The following is a 15,271-nucleotide window of genomic DNA, read 5'->3' as shown; positions in this document are numbered from 1 at the left end:
CGGTTCGCCGGCCACGCTTGAGAGGACAACAACAAGATGAATTTTTCCGTCAACCGCTTGCTGCGCCGTCTGGCGCTGCCGCTGCTGGTGCTGTCGGCTTTCGCCCGGGCCGACGATTCGGCCATCGTGGCCCAGGGCAAGGACAACTGGCTGTTCCCGGCCTGGGGCAGCCTGACCCAGGTCGACCAGCGCGGCATCGACGCCTCGGTACAGCTGCTGAAGGAAACCCGCGATGCGCTGGCCGCGCGCAACGTCAAGCTGGTGGTGGTGATGCTGCCGGAAAAGGCGCTGTTCTATACCGACAAGCTGCCGGACAACAAACCGCTGAGCGCACAGGTCAAGGCACGCTATCGCGGCATCTTCGACAAGCTGTCGCAGGCCGGCATTGCCACCTTCGATGACGAGGCAGTACTGCGCAGGGTGAAGGACAGCGGTCAGGAAGTGTTCTACCGCACCGACCAGCACTGGACCCAGCCGGCCGCCGATGCCACCGCCGACGCCACTGCCGCCGTGATCAGGCAGGTGCAGCCGACGCTGGCCGGCCAGCCCGGCAGCGGACTGGCGCTCGGCCCGACCACCAATGAACGACGCTATGGCGACCTGGCCGAGCGGTTCCTGACCCCGGAACAGCGCAAGACCGTCGGCCGCGAAACCTTCACCATCCGCAAGGCGGCCGATGGCCAGCGCCTGCTCGACACCGCCGTCGCCCCGGTCCACGTGACCGGCCACAGCATGGTGCAGCCGTATTTCGGCTATCCGCAAAAGCTGTCGAACCTGATCGACCGCCCGGTGACCGTCAACTGGAAGCCCGGCAACGTCGGCCAGTGGATCATGCTGCTCGAATACCTCGAATCACCGGCGTTCAGGCAGAGCCCGCCGCAGGTGCTGGTCTGGCAGATGTTCGAACCGACCTTTGCCCAGGGCCCGGATGCCCGGGGCCTGTGGGACAACGCGTCGATCATGACCGCCGATGCCTGGCGCGCCCGGCTGAAGACCGCGCTTGCCCGCTGACATGAACCACGATTCCGCCTCCGCCCCATCGCACCGCCCGACCGCCGGCGTATTCGCCGCGCTGCTCGCCGCCGGGCTGGCGTGGGGCGTTTGCGCACTGCTGCGCGCCGATATCGGTCCCGACCAGCTGGCGCCATCGGCCTGGCTGGACGGCAGTGCCGGCAAGGTGCTGAACCAGGCATTGAAGCTGCCCGGCCAGTCACTCATCGACAGCGGCAATGCGGCGATCCGCTATCGCCTGCTTGGCGACCTTGGTCCGCAGGTAGCACAGGGCTGTCCCGACTGGCTGTTCTATCGCGACGGCCTGCGCCCGCCGCCCGGCCATCCGGCCGTGTTCGGGCAACGGCTGGCGCTGATGCGGCACTGGACTGCCCGCCTGCGCCAGGCCGGCGTGCAGGTACTGGTGGTCGCCGTACCGGACAAGTCGCGCATCGAGGCCGACCAGTTGTGCGGACTGCCGGTTTCCGCCGCCATGCAGCAGCGGCTGGATCGCTGGGAGCAGGCGCTGCGCCAGCAGGGCATCGGCCATGTCGATCTGCGCGCGCCGCTGGCGCAGGTCCGGCCGGCCTTCTTCCGCACCGACGTTCACCTGAATGCCCGGGGCGCCAGCGCTGCCGCCCGGGTTGTGGCCGATGCCGCCCGGCCGCTGCTGGGCGGCAATGGCACATTGCGTTACCGCGAACAGATCGCCGCCCCCGCCCCGCGGGTCGGCGACCTGCTGGTGCTGGCCGGACTCGAGCACGTCCCGGACGGCTGGCGCCCGGCCCCGGACCGGGTGGCGACGGCAACGCTGACCCCGCTCCGCCAGGTCGGCCTGCTCGACGACGCCCCCCCGGTCGAAATCCTGCTGGCCGGCAGTTCCAACGGCCTGCGCAGCCAGTTCGCCGAACGGCTGGGACGTCAGCTCGGCCGCGAAGTCTGGAATCTGAGCATGGACGGCGGGCAGTTCTCCGGCGCGCTGCTGGCGGCGTTCAAGCGCCAGCCGCAGTGGCCGTCCAGCCTGAAGCTGGTGATCTGGGAGTTCTCGGAAATGGCGCTGTCGCTGCCATTGACCGCCGATGAAAAAACGGCACTGGCCACTCTGGAATAACGACGCACGATGCTGTTCAACTCCTACCTGTTCCTGCTGCTGTTCCTGCCGGTCACGCTGACCATCTACTATCTGTTCGGCGCGACGCGGATGCGTGCGGCCGCCGTCTGGCTGAGCCTGAGCTCGTTCGTGTTCTACGGCTGGTGGAATCCGCAATTCGTCTGTCTGCTGGCCGGCTCGATCGTGTTCAACTATCTGGTCAGCCTGGCGATTTTCCATTTCAGGGACCGGCCGAAACGGCAGAATCTGGCGGTGATGCTCGGCCTCGCCGTCGACCTCGGCCTGCTGGTCCACTACAAGTATTTCGCCGCCCTGCTCGGCTTCCTGAATGATTACGGCGTCGGTGTCGGTACGGTCGAGTCGGTGATCCTGCCGCTCGGTATCTCGTTCTTCACCTTCACCCAGATCGGCTACCTGCTCGACTGCCGCGCCGGCATCGTCACCGAACGCAGCCCGCTCAGCTATGTACTGTTCGTGACCTTTTTCCCGCACCTGATCGCCGGCCCGATCCTGCATCACAAGGAAATGATGCCGCAGTTCGCCCAGCGCGAGAATTACCGCTTCCGCTGGGAAAACCTGTCCATCGGCGGCACCCTGTTCGTGATCGGTCTGGCCAAGAAAGTGCTGCTGGCCGACAGCATCGCCCCGTATGCGGACGATGGCTTCGCCGCGCCCGGCGACCTGCAGTTCTGGGCCGCCTGGGCCACCAGCGTCAGCTACGCGCTGCAACTGTACTTCGACTTTTCCGGCTATTCCGACATGGCGCTCGGGCTGGCCAAGATGTTCGGCATCCGCTTCCCGCTGAACTTCAATTCACCGTACAAGGCCGGCAGCATCATCGAGTTCTGGGCGCGCTGGCACATGACGCTGACCCGCTATCTGACCGCCTACCTGTATTACCCGGTGGCAATGGCGGTATCGCGCCGCCGCACCGCCAGGGGCCAGCCGGTCGGCGCGGCCGGCGTCGCCACCGCCGGCGGCTTTGCCGGCATGATCGTGCTGCCGACCGTCTACACCATGGGGCTGGCCGGGGTCTGGCATGGCGCCGGCCTGCAGTTTCTGGTGTTCGGCCTGCTGCATGCCGCGTATCTGGCCGTCAATCATGGCTGGCGCATCTTCGTCAGCGGACGTCAGCCGGCGGCGCGTCAGCGTCCGTGGCTGCGCCATGCCGGCTGCGTGCTGCTGACCTTTGTCGCCGTTCTGGTCGGCCAGGCCTTTTTCCGCGCCAACGGCATCGGCGACGCCCTGACGCTGCTTGGCGGCATGGCCGGCGCACGCGGTGTCGAGACCCTGCCGGCGCTGTGGCCGGTCGCCACCGCGCTGCCGGCGGGAGACGCCTGGCGTCTGCTGGCCGGCCACCATCTGCAGGTGCTGTTGCTGGCCCTGCTGCTGGCCCTCACCTTCCTCGCCCCGAATGCCCACCAGATTCTCGGTCGTTTCTCGCCGGCACTGGCCCGCACCCAGGAAGCGCCGCAGGCCGTGCTGCGCTGGCGCCCGAACCTGGCCTGGCTCGCTGCGACCCTGCTGGTCCTGTTTGTCTGCCTGGTCAACCTGCACAAGGAAACCCGGTTCCTGTATTTCCAATTCTGACTGACGCACCCCGTCTGGAGCACATTGATGGACATCCAAGAAATCGAACGTGAAGTCGCCTCCCTGATCGAAGGCATCATCCTGACCCGCGTCGACGACGACGCCCTGCTGATCGAGTCCGGCCTGATCGACTCGCTGTCCGCCGTCGACGTGGCGCTGGCGGTCGAACGCCGCTTCGGCTGCAAGATTCCGCCGACCGAGATCGACCTGCACCTGGAGTCGGTCAAGGTGCTGGCCGCCTATATCGCCGAACATTCGCACAGCTGACCGCAGCCGGCATCCTGACGGAGGTTTATCCATGCGTTTCGATTTCGACCAGCGCCGTTTCATCGACACCGGTGACGGCCAGACGCTCCCCGCCGTGACCGATGCCCGGCAGACGCTGAGCTGGCAGGCATTGCACGACGAGGTCGACGCCTGGATCGACCAGGCGCAACGCGCCGGCGTGCAGGCCGGCGTGCCGCTGGTGATCGTCGGCCACAAGGAGGCCGGATTCCTGGTCGCCATGCTTGGCTGCCTGATGCTCGGCGTGCCGTTCGTGCCGGTGGACGCAATCAACCCGGTCGAGCGCCAGCGCCGCATCGTCGACATCGTCCGCGCCGCCGTGATCCATGATGCCGCCAGTGGCAGTTTTGCCGCCGGCTGCGCCGATCCGGCACCGCTGGCAGAGCCGGACATCGCCTATATCATGTTCACGTCCGGCAGTACCGGCGACCCCAAGGGCGTGCAGATCGGCACTGACAGCCTGGCGCTGTTTGCCGGCTGGATCCGCGACTGCCTGACGCTGGGCCCGGCGCCGGCGTTCATGGACCAGATGCTGTTCAGCTTCGACTTCTCGCTGTTCAACGTTGCCGGCGCCCTGGTGACCGGCGGCAGCTGCGTGCTGTGCGCGCGCGAGACCATTGCCGACCATGCAGCGTTTATCGACTATCTGGCCCGGAGCAAGGTCAGCGTCTGGGCCTCGACGCCGTCGTTCATCCGCCAGCAACTGCTGGCTCCCGGCTTCAACCAGGCCGGGCTGCCCGATCTGCGCGTGTTCGTGTTCGGCGCCGAGTCGCTGACGCCGGCACTGGCCGGGACGCTGTGGCAGCGCTTCCCCGGCATCCGCATCATCAATTCGTACGGCCCGACCGAGGCGACCTGCTCGACCACCTGGGTCGAAATCGACGACGCCCTGCGGCGCGCAGCGCCAAACCCGTTCCCGATCGGTCGCGCCAAGCCGTATGCGGAAGTGTTCCTGCAGGATGGCGAGATCTGCGTGGCCGGCGACCATGTGATGCGCGGCTATATCAACCGCCCCGATCTGAACCAGACCCTGCTGTTCCGGCACAACGGCAAGCGCGCCTACCATACCGGCGACCTCGGCCAGATTGACGCAGACGGGCTGGTCACGTTTCGCGGCCGGATCGATGACCAGATCAAACTGCACGGCTACCGCATCGAACTGGCCGAAGTCGACGCCGCACTGACCCGCCTGCCCGGTGTGCGCGCCGGTGCGACCATCGCGCTGAAACGGCCGGACGGCTCGGCACTGCGCATGGTCGGCTTTATCGAGACCGAGGCCCCGCTGCCTGCCGACGACGGCCTGCACCCGCTGCCGGACGGCATGCATGACTGGAAGACCGTGCTTGGCGAACGCCTGCCGACCTACATGATCCCGTCGGAACTGATCGCCTGCGCCGGCTTCCCGACTACCCCTACCGACAAGGTCGACCGCAAGAAACTGGAGCAACGGTATCTGGCGGCCCGACTGAGCAAGAAACAGGAATCCTGACATGAACAAGCTGCAGCATGCGCTTATCGCCGCCGCCGTGGTCAGTCTCTCGCTGCCGGTGGCGGCCGAAGGCGTCCTGGCGCAACTGTACGCGGCCCGGCCGCCGGCCGGCTCGTCCTTTGTCCGCCTGGCCAACCCGCTGCCGACCGCCGTGGCCACCCAGGTGGCTGGCGCCTCGAAACAGTCGCTGGGACGCGGCGCGGTTGCCGGCCGCTATGCCATCGTCCAGGGCAACCGCCCGTTCGAGGTCAGGATCGACGGCAAGCTCGCCGCGACGCTGAGCGTCAAGCCGGACACGTTCAATACCCTGGTGATCGGCAAGCAGGGCGGGCGCTATGCGCTGACCGCCATTGACGACAGCGGCGGCAACCAGGATGCCCTGAAGTCCGAACTGCGCTTCTACAACCTGGCCGGCGCTTGTGCCGGCGCCCGGCTCAGGCTCGGCAGCGGCGACGCCACCGTGTTCGATGCGGTCGCGCCGTCGACCGCTGCCGCCCGCACCGTCAATCCGGTAGCGGCGACCTTCAGCGCCAGCTGCGGCAAGGGCCCGGCTGCCCACTGGTCGATGCCGGCCACCCAGCCCGGCGACCACTACAGCCTGTTCCTGACCGGCACGGCAGCAGCACCGGTATTGCGCGGCCAGCTCAGCGCCACCGAACCGTACGGCAAGGCGCCATGATGCCGGCACGCAGTGTATTCCGTGACGACCATGAGCTGTTCCGCGAACAAGTGCGCCGTTTTGTCGCCGACGAGATCCTGCCGCACTACGCGACCTGGGAACGGGACGGCATCACGCCCCGGGCATTGTGGAAGCGGGCCGGTGACGCCGGCCTGCTGAACTGCACCCTGCCGACGCCCTTTGGCGCCGGTGGCGATTTCGGCCATGCCGCCATCGTGATCGAGGAACTGGCCCGCGCCAGTTGCCTCGGCATCGGCTTCTCGATCCATTCGGACATGGTGTCGTCGTACATTCACCGTTATGGCAGCGACGCCCAGCGCGAGCGCTGGCTGCCGTCCATGGCGGCCGGCGAGCGGATTGGCGCCATCGCCATGACCGAACCCGGCACCGGCAGCGACCTGAAGGCCATCCGCACCCGCGCCCGGCCCGACGGCGACCACTATATCCTGTCCGGTCAGAAAACCTTTATCACCAACGGTGCCAATGCCGGTCTGGTCGTGGTGCTGGCGTCGACCGAGCCCGATCTCGGCGCGCGCGGCCTGTCGCTGTTCTGCGTCGAAGAAGGACTGCCCGGTTTCAGCAAGGGCCCGGTGCTGGAGAAAATCGGCCAGCATGCGCAGGACACTTGCGAGCTGTTCTTCGACGAAGTCGTGCTGCCGGCCGACTGCCTGCTTGGCGAACTGAACCAGGGCTTCAGCCACGTCGCCAACGAACTGACCCAGGAGCGGCTGTGCATCGCGCTGCGCGCCGGCGCGTCGATCGAGGCACTGCTGGATGAAACCGTCGCCTATACCCGCGAACGCAAGACCTTCGGCCGCCGGGTGTTCGACTACCAGAACACCCGCTTCCAGCTGGCTGACGCCCGCTCGCAGTCACGCATGCTGCGGGTGTTTCTCGACGACTGCCTGGCACGGCACATGGACGGCGAGCTCGACGAGGTCGACGCCGCCATCGCCAAGCTCAACGCGACCGAAATGCACGGCCGCCTGCTCGACGCGCTGCTGCAGCTGCATGGCGGCTACGGCTACATGAGCGAGTATGCGATCGGCCGCGCCTGGGTCGATGCCCGCGCCATGCGCATCTACGGCGGCAGCAGCGAGATCATGCGCGAGATCATCGCCCGCTCGCTGTAGCGTGTCAGGACCAGTGGCGCACCTGTCCCGGCCGCGCCGGGCGGGTGCGGCGCGCCCGCACATCGACACCGGGCTGCCGGAGCCGTTAAGCTTGCCCCCTTTTGCCGTGGAAACCCCGTCCACGGTGTGGCTACCGCCACTCCCGATACAAAGCACAAAAACAACATGTCTGATGACGCAGCAATCGCAGTAAAAGGACGGCCGGATGACCGTGCATCACTCACCAGCTTGCTGCTGCTGGTCCCGCCCCCGCTGTTCTGGGCCGGCAACTTCATTGTCGGCCGGGCCATGCGGCAGGATGTCCCGCCGCTGACGCTGTCCTTCTGGCGCTGGGTCATTGCCTTTGTCTGTCTGCTGCCGTTCGCCCTGCGCCCGATGCGGCGCGACCTCCCCCGCTACTGGCAGTATCGCTGGCGGATAGTGAGCGTCTCGCTGGCCGGCGTCGTGTCGTTCAACTCGCTGGTCTACCTCGGCCTGCGATCGACACCGGCCTCGAACGGCCTGCTGCTGAATTCGTTCATCCCGATCCTGATCGTGCTGTTCGCCGCCCTGTTCTACCAGCAACGGCTCCAGCGGACGCAGGCGCTGGGCCTCGCCCTGTCCTTTGCCGGGGTACTGACCATCATCCTGCACGGCGACGGGTCGCGACTGGCGGCCCTGGCCTTTGCCCGCGGTGACCTGATCGTTTTCTGCGCCATGATTGCCTGGGCGCTGTATACCCTGTGGCTGCGCGGCATTCCGGCGGACATCAACCGCATCGGCCTGATGGGCGCGCAAATCGCCATCGCGCTGGTCATCCTGACGCCGCTGTATCTGTGGGAGCGCGCCTCAGGCCTGCAGGCGCACTGGAACCTGCAGTCGGTATCGGCACTGGCCTATCTCGGCCTCTTCCCGTCCGTGGTCGCCTACCTGCTGTACAACATCGGCGTGGCCCGGGTCGGCGCCGCACGGGCCGGGTACTCGATCCACCTGATCCCGCTGTTCGGCGTGCTGCTGGCCGTCCTGTTCCTGGACGAGTCCCTGCACCTGTATCACCTGGCCGGCATTGCCGCCATCATCGCCGGTCTGGCGCTGGCTTCGAGAAGCCGGCATTAACGTGCAGGTTCTGGAGGGGGAGTCGTAACAGGGGCAGCTTGCCGCCCCCCGCTTCAGTACGCCAGGGTCAGATTGAAGCCGGCGGTGGTCTGCGCGGTCAGAAAGCCGTCCGGCTGCCGCAATGCCTGCCCGGCGAACAGGTCGTAGTTCAGCCGGTAAAAGGCGCCGCGCAGACCGAGCACGGCACCGGCCAGCGACGTGCCGACCAGTTGCCGCGTCGACGGTCCGCCCACCCGGCCGTAGTCGAGCCCGAGATACAACTCCTGCCCGCTCTGCCCGAGCATGACGCCCAGATCATTGCGCAACAGCCAGCCGCGCTCGGCGCTCAGCGACATCTCGCCATCGAAACCCCGCACGCTGTAGCGGCCACCAATGGAAAACCGGTCCTGCGGTACCAGTGGCGTGCGGTTCCATTGCCCCCGCCAGGTTCCGCCATAGCGCAATGACAGCGGGCCGGCCGTGAAAGGCAGCGTGAGCTGGGCATCGGCACTGATCAGTGCCAGCCGCGACGTGCCTTCACCGAAGCCTTCCTCCGGCGCCGGTATCGCCCCCATTGCGCCGGTCCCGCGCCGATAACCGAGGCTGGCGTCCAGCGTTGCCGGTCCGATAAACACCCGCTGGTTCAGCCCTGCCTCCCAGCCAGCCATGCTGCGGCGCTGGACCCCGACTTCGGTATCGTCGATGAAGTTCTTCGACTCGCGTGTCCAGCCACGCAGCCAGACACCCGTCTTGCGTACTGCATCGCGATACAGCAGCCGGGACAGGCGGATTTCATTATTGTGACTGTCGCCGCTGTACCGATAAGTCTGGTTGGCCCCGGCGACGGCCTGATGATAGTCGTAGCTGCTGGAGGTCAGCCCCAGCAACCAGTAATCAAATGGCAGTTCGTAATGCACCGTGTAGCCACGGGAGCCACGCTGTCCGGCTTCACCCCCGCCAAGATCATGGTTGAAACTGGCATAGAACAGATCGTTCAGCGTCCACCAGTGGTCGTAAGACACCGTTGCACTGCCCTGGTACCTGCCGGTGCTCCTGCTGCCCGAATCATCGACGGACAGGCCGACCCGGAACGGCATGTCCTGCCGCCACGAAATCAGCAGATCGCTATCGCCGGGCGCGGCGCCGATTTCGTCGACCGGCTCGATGCGGATGTCGGCGTCCGCCGTTGGCACCCGCTTGAAATTCTCCAGCCCCTGTTCGATATCGCGCAGATTGAGCACGTCTCCGGCACGAACCGGCAATGCATTCCAGCGCGTGGCGCGCGGACTGCTGTCTTCACTGAAGCGGATCGCCCGCACCCGCCCCGGCACCACGGTCAGCGCCAGCGTGCCACTGCCCAGATCCTGCTGTGCAACCCGCACCTGTGTCGTCACATAGCCTTGCGCGACAATGGCATCCTGAACCCGCTTCATCACCAGATTGATCCCGGCATCCCCCAGACAGCGCCCGCTCGCCGGGTCGGCAGCCGGGTCGGCCGCCGCCAGCGCCCGGCGAAATGCCCCGGCCATCTCTCCATCCAGCACAATCCGCCGGATCACGAAACACGGACTTTCCCCGTCAGGCAAACGCCCGGCCTCCGCGGCTCGCGGCAGTTCCAGCCGCACATCAGGCGCCACCGGCTGTCGCTGCTCCTGCTGCGCGCGTTCGCGTTCCTGCTGGCGGATCAGCGCCTGATCAACGGCGGGAACACCGGGAATGGCGGGAATCGCCGCAAACGACGGCAAGGCAGAGACCAGCCCACCCAGCACGATAGCCAGGTGGACAGGTTTGGGACAGCTACACAGCATTAAGGAAGTACACCTTTGTAACGGGGGCCGGCACAGCCGGCGTCATCATTAGCGATGGCAGGCTGGCCAGTAAAGACGGGGCCATTTTTTGGGAGGCATATAAAATTTAATAATTACAGCCTATATTAGCTATTAGAGTTATCCTATTTGAAAGCAGTTTTCCCTAAAGCGTTTTCATTAATGGCCTTTCCGACATTGCACTCCACAATATACCCCCACAGGGTCATTAAAATATTCCCCCACACCTAAGTGCATTATCAACACGACTCGAGAAATATTTCAAAAATGCATCTTATGGAAATTTACTGGCATTTGAAAAATCAGAGTCAGATCCATGGTGCCCCCGGCAGAGGCGGGGGGGGGCTATTCGTCCCGCGGCCATTCCACACCTTCTCTAAATTTCTTATGCCAGTACTCCCTCGAGCAAAGATCATCCCTCTCGAAGCAATATACAAATTCATCAAGTCTATCGGCGAGCTTGAATTCATATTTATACTTGGCAGTTGCTAACTTACTCTGTATATCATAAAGCTCATCAAAATATACTTGAGATTCATCCAAGGGTTTATTTGAAATTTCTTTAATTAGCGCCACACATTTAGCCTCATAAGCGTTCATGCAATGTCGAACAGAGAGAACACTATTTCTGTAACGTTCTAACTCATCCTGCAACACTTCCCAAATGTCCATTATTTAGACCTTATTTGTTGGATGTGGCCAATCTGCCCTGTTGACGGATTGTAAACCATCTCCAAACCGGCTCCTTCGTAGCGGAAGTAGCCTGCAGCACCTCTGGGATCAGGAGTGATCTTGGGGTTACTGGCCAGAACTTCCTTCGCTTGAATAAAGGGAGCAGGTCTGCCATTTTTCCACAGCTTCTCATAGTAACTCTTACTGAATTTCAGCCCGTCAACTGCGTAGAACTGCCCATCGAACTCTATAGGCTTCCCACCTACAACCTCTTTTACTTCTTTTCCTGAAACAGAGTAGCTGTTTGGATCATAAACCCTAACAGCCCCACCAATGCCCACAATAATATGCTGTGCCCAGCTTGCCGGCGTCAGCGGGATCCCCTCAAGCCCCTTGCCCATCAGTTCGGCAAGCTGCTCAGCAAACCCCCTTGGCTCCAGCCCGAGCTCACGCTCGGTCTTGTCGTATCCCGGCAAGCCCGGTAGCGGCGTGACCTGAGGCTTGCCCGGGATACCTGGCAAGAGAAACGGGAGCGCCAGCGCATTGTTTTCCGTCTCCAGCTTTGCCGCAATGGCGGCGACAGCCGTCTCGCCTCCCGTGGCAGCCGTCGTGCCGGCCACAATGCTGCTGATGAGGTTGGATCGGGCTTCCTTTTCTTCCTGTGTCAGGCTGCCAACCGCCTTGCCGTTCAGGCCATCCAGCAGGTTGTTCAACACCACGCTGGCCGCGGCACCGCTGGCCCCTGCACCACAACTGCCACCCTGGGCAGCGGCGCCTGCGCAGGCCACCAGCCCCTGCAGCGCGGCACGGGCCACTTCGCTGTCCAGCTTGTCGGCGATCTCCTTGACCTGCTGCGTCGCCAGTCCCTGCAGGTAGTTGGCTGCCGCCCCCTGCAGCATGTCCACCGCGCCCCCCGTCACGTTGGCACCGGCGCCTGCCGTCAGGGCGGTCAGTACCAGCCGGCCGCTTCCGCCCATTTCCCAGGTCGTGTTGTCCTGGATCTGCTGGGTGAGCGTGGCCAGTTTCTGGCTGTCCCGTTCGCTTTCCGGCTTGGCGAGTTCCTTGTCCAGATCCGCTTTCGCCTGCGTCGTTTCCTTCGCCCGGTTACTCAGGAAGGTCCCGGTCTCCCGCTGCAGCGCCTCGACGATCGCAAACCCGGCCTCGATCTTGTCCTTGTCGAAGATCGGTTTCAGCGTATTGCTGCTGTCCCGCTCGGTCGACACGTTCCGGTTCAGTCCGGCAAGGCTCTGCGGGTCACCGTCGGTCAGGATGAGGGTGCCGCCGCTGATGCCGCTGCGCGTAGTGCTGCTGCCGCTGCCCTTGGCCATCATGGCGATGGGCGGCGTAGCACTCCAGCCGTTGTAGGCCGGCAGTTCGCTGCCCGGCACCTTGTCGCCGCCGGTCGTGGCCGTGCCATCCTGGCTGGTACCAACGCAACTGGACGGGGCGGCGCTGTCGCCGCCGCCGCCCATCGGCTTCAGACTGAAGTCCTTGCTGCTGTAGCCGCCGCCGAGGCTGACGCTGCTGGCGCTGTAGTTGGCGTGGTTGCGGATGTCGCTGTACGACAGCGTGCCGGTGGTCAGCCGGTTTGCGCCGTCCTGCACCGCCTGCGCGGTCGAGGCGATGATTCCGCCCTTCAGCCCGGTATGGCCGCCGACGTCGAGCTGGAAGCCGCCGTCGCCGGCGCGGATGCCGGTCTGTTCGGTCACGCTGGCGTAGTCGCTGTTCATCTTCTGCTGGCCGACGCTGACGCTGCCCGAGAAGCCGACCCCGACCGTGACGCTGGCGCTGGCCGATTGCTGTTTGCTCTTGTACTTGCTGGTGTCCTGCAGGCTTTCGATGCTCAGGTCGCCGCTGCCGGCGGTGTCACGCGCCATGCTGCGTCGTTTGAATTGATGCTGACCACCTGATCTCGCTTTTTAAAAAATCAATTGTGGATTTTAAAAATATCTCCTGCACACCAAGGGACACCAGCAGCCTCAAATATTTTTTCAATTTCTTCAACAAAAATAGTGCATAAATCTTCCCTTTCGCCATTAATATCAAATTTTTTAATTAAATTAATGCTTAGCTCTGTGCTGCACATAAAAGGTTCCAGCCAGAATTCTTCCCCCTGAGAAGACAGAGAAAAAGGGTCAAGCTCCGAAAGCTTTCTGCAAAAAGTATAGTAATTATTTATACCATGCTCACTAAGCCAAGTAGTATTCCATATTTTCCATAAGCCACTTGCCAAGCATCTGTATGTCAGGTTAATAGCATATTTCCAATCACTTTTTTCTTCCCCTCCCAGAATTCCATGAGGAGAGTAATCATCTAAGGTTAATAAATATAAATAGAACTGCATTTTCTCTGCATCTTCGCGGGACATTTTCATTTGCGTACCACTTCACTCTTCTCAGGAAATTTTAACTTCAATTGTTGCCCAATTCCTTTGGCGTTTGCATTCAATTCTTTTATCGCAGGGCTATTTATTTCCACTGTGGCAGTTGTTGGCGAAGTCGCCGAGCTTGCTTGCCCTGCTGGACGATAAGTGACCCATGCTTTATCAGAGGTTTGGGCCCGCCAGCAACCTTCACACCCAGATATGGGATCCTTTTTAATTGGAGAGTTCCTGAATAATTTGTTTACAAAATCCTCTGCCGTGGCATTCGGGCTATTGCTTGCGGGCATTTCTCTGGGAGTTCCTGGCCCACCAATAGGGGTTCCTGGCAATTTACCTGCCTTTAATCCATCAATGGCTAGTGTATTGAGGATCGTATTAGAGGCTTTTTTCGAAAGATCAGGTCCTTTCGGATTCTGTGCAATCCGTTCTAAAGCTGCCTTTTCAGCCTCAACCAGTGGGTTCTTATTTTTTACGAAGGCGAGACTCTCCGCCCGCCCCGCAGCCGCCCCTGCCTCAACAACCTCCTTGCTCACCTTAGAGAACAAGCGGGCCTTTTGTCCATAGCCCCCGGTCACGATGCCAAGCACGCCCCACAACCGGTTTGCTTCTTCACCGGTCAAATCCGTTCCGCTGAACAGGATTTTCACCGCTTCTGCTTCACCAACACCCGGTGCCATTGTCGCCACCATGATGCCAACTTCAAACAGTTCCTTGCGTTCCTGCTCGTTCAGGCGGCTCGCGCACTGCTGCGCGCTCATCCCTGCGCACAGAGTTTTCGCCATCCGCTGCAGCCGGTCTTTTTGTTGCTGTCTGGCTTGTTCGAGGATGCGGCGCTGGGCCTGCGGGGTGTCCTTGTTGTTGGCGATCTCGATTTGCGCAGCGGCCAGGACAGTGGCAGCGTCGGAGCCTGAGCCCACCGTGGCGCTGATGCCCGTCAGCACCGTGGTGACCAGGGCTTCGCGGGCGCGTTTTTCTTCTCCGCTCTGCAGGCGACCGTCTTCCGCCAGCACCTTGTCCAGCAGCGTGTTCAGCACAACAGCACCCGAAGCACCGAGGGCGCCAGCGCCGCAACTTGCTCCCTGAGCGGCGGCGCCTGCGCAGGCGAGTACACCCTGCAACGCAGCGCGTGCGGTTTCTGAATCCAGCGAATCGGCCAGAGTCTTGATTTGCTGCGCACCGAGGCTTTGCAGGGTGTTGACCACGGCTGACTTCAGGAACTCGGCACTGCTGCCGGTCACGTTCCCGCCTGCGGCCGCAGACAGGACGATCATGGCCCGGCTGTAGTCGCCACCGGGCGCCCATTTCTTCGCGTCTTCGTACTGCTGGGCGAGTGCCGCTTTGCGCTCAGGGTCGGTTTCCTTCTGCAGGGCCTGTTCCAGCCGGTCCGCTTCCTTCGCCCGGTTATTAAGGAACGTCCCGGTCTCCCGCTGCAGCGCCTCGACGATCGCAAACCCGGCCTCGATCTTGTCCTTGTCGAAGATCGGTTTCAGCGTATTGCTGCTGTCCCGCTCGGTCGACACGTTCCGGTTCAGTCCGGCAAGGCTCTGCGGGTCACCGTCGGTCAGGATGAGGGTGCCGCCGCTGATGCCGCTGCGCGTAGTGCTGCTGCCGCTGCCCTTGGCCATCATGGCGATGGGCGGCGTAGCACTCCAGCCGTTGTAGGCCGGCAGTTCGCTGCCCGGCACCTTGTCGCCGCCGGTCGTGGCCGCACCGTCCTGGCTGGTACCAACGCCACTGGACGGGGCGGCGCTGTCGCCGCCGCCGCCCATCGGCTTCAGACTGAAGTCCTTGCTGCTGTAGCCGCCGCCGAGGCTGACGCTGCTGGCGCTGTAGCTGGCGTGGTTGCGGATATCGCTGTACGACAGCGTGCCGGTGGTCAGCCGGTTTGCGCCGTCCTGCACTGCTTGCCCGGTTGAGGCGATGATCCCGCCCTTCAGCCCGGTATGGCCGCCGACGTCGAGCTGGAAGCCGCCGTCGCCGGCGCGGATGCCGGTCTGTTCGGTCACGCTGGCGTAGTCGCTGTTCATCTTCTGCTGGCC

12 protein-coding genes and 1 pseudogene are annotated in these 15,271 nt (G+C 63.4%); 8 read left to right on the top strand and 5 right to left on the bottom strand.

Annotation, left to right across the window (positions count from 1 at the left end; all coding sequences use genetic code 11):
• Window positions 1–36 precede the first annotated feature (36 nt).
• The 8 genes from DFO50_RS13045 (at window position 37) to DFO50_RS13010 (ending at window position 8,372) form a co-directional block, all read left to right on the top strand.
• Window positions 37–1,011 carry a twin-arginine translocation pathway signal gene (locus DFO50_RS13045; RefSeq protein ID WP_107889986.1) on the top strand — a complete coding sequence of 325 codons (975 nt, stop codon included), beginning with the start codon at window positions 37–39 and terminating at the stop codon, window positions 1,009–1,011.
• Between the two features lies 1 nt (window position 1,012).
• The gene (locus DFO50_RS13040; protein WP_112692683.1) at window positions 1,013–2,101 is read left to right on the top strand and encodes a cell division protein FtsQ; all 1,089 of its coding nucleotides are present in this window, start codon (window positions 1,013–1,015) and stop codon (window positions 2,099–2,101) included.
• A gap of 9 nt (window positions 2,102–2,110) precedes the next feature.
• Entirely contained in the window at window positions 2,111–3,691 is a 1,581-nt protein-coding gene (locus DFO50_RS13035; RefSeq protein ID WP_112692682.1) for an MBOAT family protein, read from the top strand.
• Window positions 3,692–3,718: 27 nt separating this feature from the next.
• Window positions 3,719–3,958: an acyl carrier protein gene (locus DFO50_RS13030; protein WP_107889988.1), complete on the top strand. Its 240-nt coding sequence runs from the start codon at window positions 3,719–3,721 to the stop codon at window positions 3,956–3,958.
• Between the two features lie 31 nt (window positions 3,959–3,989).
• Window positions 3,990–5,465, top strand: coding sequence for an AMP-binding protein (locus DFO50_RS13025; RefSeq protein WP_112692681.1), 1,476 nt, complete (start codon window positions 3,990–3,992; stop codon window positions 5,463–5,465).
• A 1-nt stretch (window position 5,466) separates the two neighbouring features.
• Entirely contained in the window at window positions 5,467–6,144 is a 678-nt protein-coding gene (locus DFO50_RS13020) for an alginate O-acetyltransferase AlgF (RefSeq protein ID WP_107889990.1), read from the top strand.
• Window positions 6,141–7,277, top strand: coding sequence for an acyl-CoA dehydrogenase family protein (locus DFO50_RS13015; protein WP_199489831.1), 1,137 nt, complete (start codon window positions 6,141–6,143; stop codon window positions 7,275–7,277). Before DFO50_RS13020 ends, DFO50_RS13015 begins: the two co-directional genes overlap by 4 nt.
• Before the next feature lie 228 nt (window positions 7,278–7,505).
• The gene (locus tag DFO50_RS13010) at window positions 7,506–8,372 is read left to right on the top strand and encodes a DMT family transporter (RefSeq protein WP_233495260.1); all 867 of its coding nucleotides are present in this window, start codon (window positions 7,506–7,508) and stop codon (window positions 8,370–8,372) included.
• A gap of 53 nt (window positions 8,373–8,425) precedes the next feature.
• On the opposite strand, the gene DFO50_RS13005 is transcribed toward DFO50_RS13010, so the two are convergent.
• The 5 genes and pseudogenes from DFO50_RS13005 to DFO50_RS19205 form a co-directional block, all read right to left on the bottom strand.
• Window positions 8,426–10,159 (bottom strand): ShlB/FhaC/HecB family hemolysin secretion/activation protein, encoded by a 1,734-nt coding sequence (locus DFO50_RS13005; RefSeq protein WP_112692680.1) that lies wholly within the window; start codon window positions 10,157–10,159, stop codon window positions 8,426–8,428.
• A gap of 363 nt (window positions 10,160–10,522) precedes the next feature.
• Window positions 10,523–10,849, bottom strand: a complete 327-nt coding sequence (locus DFO50_RS18935; protein ID WP_146745087.1) for a hypothetical protein — start codon at window positions 10,847–10,849, stop codon at window positions 10,523–10,525.
• Window positions 10,849–12,726 (bottom strand): hypothetical protein, encoded by a 1,878-nt coding sequence (locus DFO50_RS13000; protein WP_112692679.1) that lies wholly within the window; start codon window positions 12,724–12,726, stop codon window positions 10,849–10,851. The genes DFO50_RS18935 and DFO50_RS13000 overlap by 1 nt, the downstream gene beginning before the upstream one ends.
• Window positions 12,727–12,776: 50 nt before the next feature.
• Window positions 12,777–13,217: a hypothetical protein gene (locus DFO50_RS18930; RefSeq protein WP_146745086.1), complete on the bottom strand. Its 441-nt coding sequence runs from the start codon at window positions 13,215–13,217 to the stop codon at window positions 12,777–12,779.
• A 2-nt stretch (window positions 13,218–13,219) separates the two neighbouring features.
• Window positions 13,220–15,271, bottom strand: a pseudogene (locus DFO50_RS19205) (hypothetical protein); the annotation flags it as partial.

The sequence above is a fragment of the Microvirgula sp. AG722 genome (assembly GCF_003269145.1).
GTDB classification, from domain to species: Bacteria; Pseudomonadota; Gammaproteobacteria; order Burkholderiales; family Aquaspirillaceae; genus Microvirgula; species Microvirgula aerodenitrificans.
The sequence above is the reverse complement of the archived record's forward strand: the minus strand, read 5'-3'. Positions and strand labels throughout refer to the sequence as shown.

Coding starts and splice junctions, on each gene's coding strand:
- DFO50_RS13045 (WP_107889986.1), top strand. CDS start 37: ATGAATTTTTCCGTCAACCGCTTGCTGCGCCGTCTGGCGCTGCCGCTG.
- DFO50_RS13040 (WP_112692683.1), top strand. CDS start 1,013: ATGAACCACGATTCCGCCTCCGCCCCATCGCACCGCCCGACCGCCGGC.
- DFO50_RS13035 (WP_112692682.1), top strand. CDS start 2,111: ATGCTGTTCAACTCCTACCTGTTCCTGCTGCTGTTCCTGCCGGTCACG.
- DFO50_RS13030 (WP_107889988.1), top strand. CDS start 3,719: ATGGACATCCAAGAAATCGAACGTGAAGTCGCCTCCCTGATCGAAGGC.
- DFO50_RS13025 (WP_112692681.1), top strand. CDS start 3,990: ATGCGTTTCGATTTCGACCAGCGCCGTTTCATCGACACCGGTGACGGC.
- DFO50_RS13020 (WP_107889990.1), top strand. CDS start 5,467: ATGAACAAGCTGCAGCATGCGCTTATCGCCGCCGCCGTGGTCAGTCTC.
- DFO50_RS13015 (WP_199489831.1), top strand. CDS start 6,141: ATGATGCCGGCACGCAGTGTATTCCGTGACGACCATGAGCTGTTCCGC.
- DFO50_RS13005 (WP_112692680.1), bottom strand. CDS start 10,159: ATGCTGTGTAGCTGTCCCAAACCTGTCCACCTGGCTATCGTGCTGGGT.
- DFO50_RS18935 (WP_146745087.1), bottom strand. CDS start 10,849: ATGGACATTTGGGAAGTGTTGCAGGATGAGTTAGAACGTTACAGAAAT.
- DFO50_RS13000 (WP_112692679.1), bottom strand. CDS start 12,726: ATGGCGCGTGACACCGCCGGCAGCGGCGACCTGAGCATCGAAAGCCTG.
- DFO50_RS18930 (WP_146745086.1), bottom strand. CDS start 13,217: ATGTCCCGCGAAGATGCAGAGAAAATGCAGTTCTATTTATATTTATTA.